Raw genomic sequence first — 2,699 nt, 5'->3', positions numbered from 1 at the left:
TTCCAGGACGGTGATCGCCGCGTCGGGAACCGCCGTGCCGGGGATGAAGATCGCCGCCACGCCCATGTCGGTGAGCGCCTGGAAATCCTCAGGCGGAATTACGCCGCCCACCACCACCATGATGTCCGGACGGCCGAGCTTGGCGAGCTCTGCCTTGAGCTCGGGAACCAGCGTCAGGTGGCCGGCGGCGAGCGAGCTTGCGCCCACCACGTGGACATTCTCCGCCACCGCCTCGGCGGCGGCTTCGGCCGGCGTCTGGAAGAGGTCGCCGATGTCCACTTCGAAGCCGAGGTCGGCGAAGCCCGAGGCGATCACCTTCTGGCCGCGGTCATGGCCGTCCTGGCCCATCTTGGCGACCATGATCTTCGGCTTGCGCCCGTCGGTCTGGACGAACTCGGCCACCAGCGCCTTGGCGCGCAGGGCCGTCGGGGTGTCGCCGGAGGCGCGCAGGTAGACGCCCTTCACCGCGTCGGCCGTGGCCTTGTGGCGGTTGAACACCTTCTCCAGCGCGTCGGAGATCTCGCCGACGCTGGCCTTGGCGCGCGCGGCCGCGACCGACAGCTCCAAGAGATTGCCGCCGCCGGCGGCGCCGTTGGTCAGGGCTTCCAGGGCCTGGGCGCAGGCTGTCGGGTCGCGCTCGGCGCGCAGCTTCTGCAGTTTCTGCAGCTGGCGCTCGCGCACGGCGCTGTTGTCGACCTTGAGCATCGGGATCTCGTCGGCGACGTCGGGCTTGTAGCGGTTGACGCCGACCAGGGTCTGCTCGCCGGAGTCGATGCGCGCCTGGGTGCGGGCGGAGGCTTCCTCGATGCGTCGCTTGGGCAGGCCTTCCTCGATCGCCTTGGTCATGCCGCCGAGGGCTTCCACCTCGGCGATGTGGTCCAGCGCGCGGGCGGCGAGGTCGGCGGTCAGCCGCTCGATGTAGTAGGAGCCGCCCCAGGGGTCGACGACGCGGGTCTGGCCGCTCTCCAGCTGGATGAACAGCTGGGTGTTGCGGGCGATCCGGGCCGAGAAGTCGGTCGGCAGCGCCAGCGCCTCGTCGAGCGCGTTGGTGTGCAGGCTCTGGGTCTGGCCGCTGGTGGCGGCGATGGCCTCGAGGGCGGTGCGCGGGACGTTGTTGAAGACGTCGAGCGCCGCCAGGCTCCAGCCGGAGGTCTGGGTGTGGGCGCGCAAGGAGAGCGAGCGGCTGTCCTTCGGATCGAAGTTCTCCCGCATGAGCTTGGCCCACAGAAGGCGCCCGGCCCGCTGCTTGGCGATCTCCATGAAGACGTTCATGCCGGCGCACCAGAAGAACGACAGGCGCGGCGCGAACTGGTCGACGGTCATGCCCGCAGCGATGCCGGCGCGGACGTAGTCGATGCCGTCGGCGATGGTGTAGGCGAGCTCCAGGTCGAGCGTCGCCCCGGCTTCCTGGATGTGGTAGCCGCTGATGGAGATCGAGTTGAACTTCGGCATCTCCTTCGAGGTGTAGGCGAAGATGTCCGAGATGATCCGCATCGAGGGCGCGGGCGGATAGATGTAGGTGTTCCGGACCAGGAACTCCTTGAGGATGTCGTTCTGGATCGTGCCCGACAGCTTCTCGTGCGGCACGCCCTGCTCTTCACCGGCGACGATGTAGAGCGCCAGCACCGGCAGCACCGCCCCGTTCATGGTCATCGACACGCTCATCTTGTCGAGCGGGATGCCGTCGAACAGGGTGCGCATGTCGAGGATGGAGTCGATCGCCACGCCGGCCATGCCGACGTCGCCCTTCACCCGCGGGTGGTCGCTGTCGTAGCCGCGGTGGGTGGCCAGGTCGAAGGCCACCGACAGGCCCATCTGACCCGCCGCCAGGTTGCGGCGGTAGAAGGCGTTGGACTCCTCGGCCGTGGAGAAGCCCGCGTACTGGCGGATGGTCCACGGGTTGGTCAGGTACATCGTCGGGTAAGGACCGCGCAGGAACGGCGCGATCCCCGGATAGGCGCCGCGCAGGTGCGGCAGGTCGCCGACGTCCTGCGGGCCGTAGGACGGCTTGACCGAAAGCGCCTCGGGCGTCAGCCACGGATCGGCGGCCGGCGGGACCGGCGTCGGCAGCCGGGCGTCGAAGGGCAGGGTGGCGAAATCGGGGAAGGCGCTCATTGGGAGACTTCCTTGGGGGCGGCCTCATAGGCTTGCGCGAGGCGAATGGCGGTCAGGGCGGGGCAGGCGCTGTCGGGGCCGGGCAGGGTCGCGGCCGGCGCCTCGACGGGCTGGGGCTCGGCGGTCTCGACCTCGACCGGGTCCTCCTTGGCCGGGGGGAAGGCGTTGACGCCGACCAGCTTCGGCTCGGGCCGCGCGGCCTTGGCGGCCTCGATGTCGCGGGCGATCAGGCCTGCGGCCAGGGCCGCGGCCAGGCCGCCGGCGGCCTCGATCTCCTGCAGCCTGGCCCAGGCGGCGCGGGCGAGCTGTTCGCTCATCGCCTCGACGTAGCCGGAGCCCGCCGCCGGATCGGCGACGCGGCCGACGAAAGCCTCCTCCATCAGCACCAGCTGGGTGTTGCGGCTCTGGCGGCGGCCGAAGGCGGTGGGCAGGCCGAGCGCGTCGGTGAAATTGCCGAGCACCACGGCGTCCGCCCCGCCGACCGCGGCGCCGAAGCCCGCGGCGGTCAGGCGGATCATGTTGGTCCAGGCGTCTTGGCGCGCCAGCATCCGGCGCGAGGTGCGCGCCTCGATGCGAGCGGTGGG

The 2,699-nt window shown here is 70.5% G+C and carries 2 protein-coding genes; both read right to left on the bottom strand.

Annotated features, from left to right (window positions below; all coding sequences use genetic code 11):
• On the bottom strand, positions 1-2,115 hold a 2,115-nt coding region (gene scpA, locus VJS38_RS02565; RefSeq protein ID WP_324086586.1), incomplete at its 3' end, for a methylmalonyl-CoA mutase.
• On the bottom strand, positions 2,112-2,699 hold a 588-nt coding region (locus VJS38_RS02560), incomplete at its 5' end, for a methylmalonyl-CoA mutase family protein (protein ID WP_324086585.1). The genes scpA and VJS38_RS02560, both read right to left, overlap by 4 nt.

This window comes from Phenylobacterium sp., assembly GCF_035276905.1.
In the GTDB taxonomy this organism is placed as follows: domain Bacteria; phylum Pseudomonadota; class Alphaproteobacteria; order Caulobacterales; family Caulobacteraceae; genus Phenylobacterium.
The sequence above is the reverse complement of the archived record's forward strand: the minus strand, read 5'-3'. Positions and strand labels throughout refer to the sequence as shown.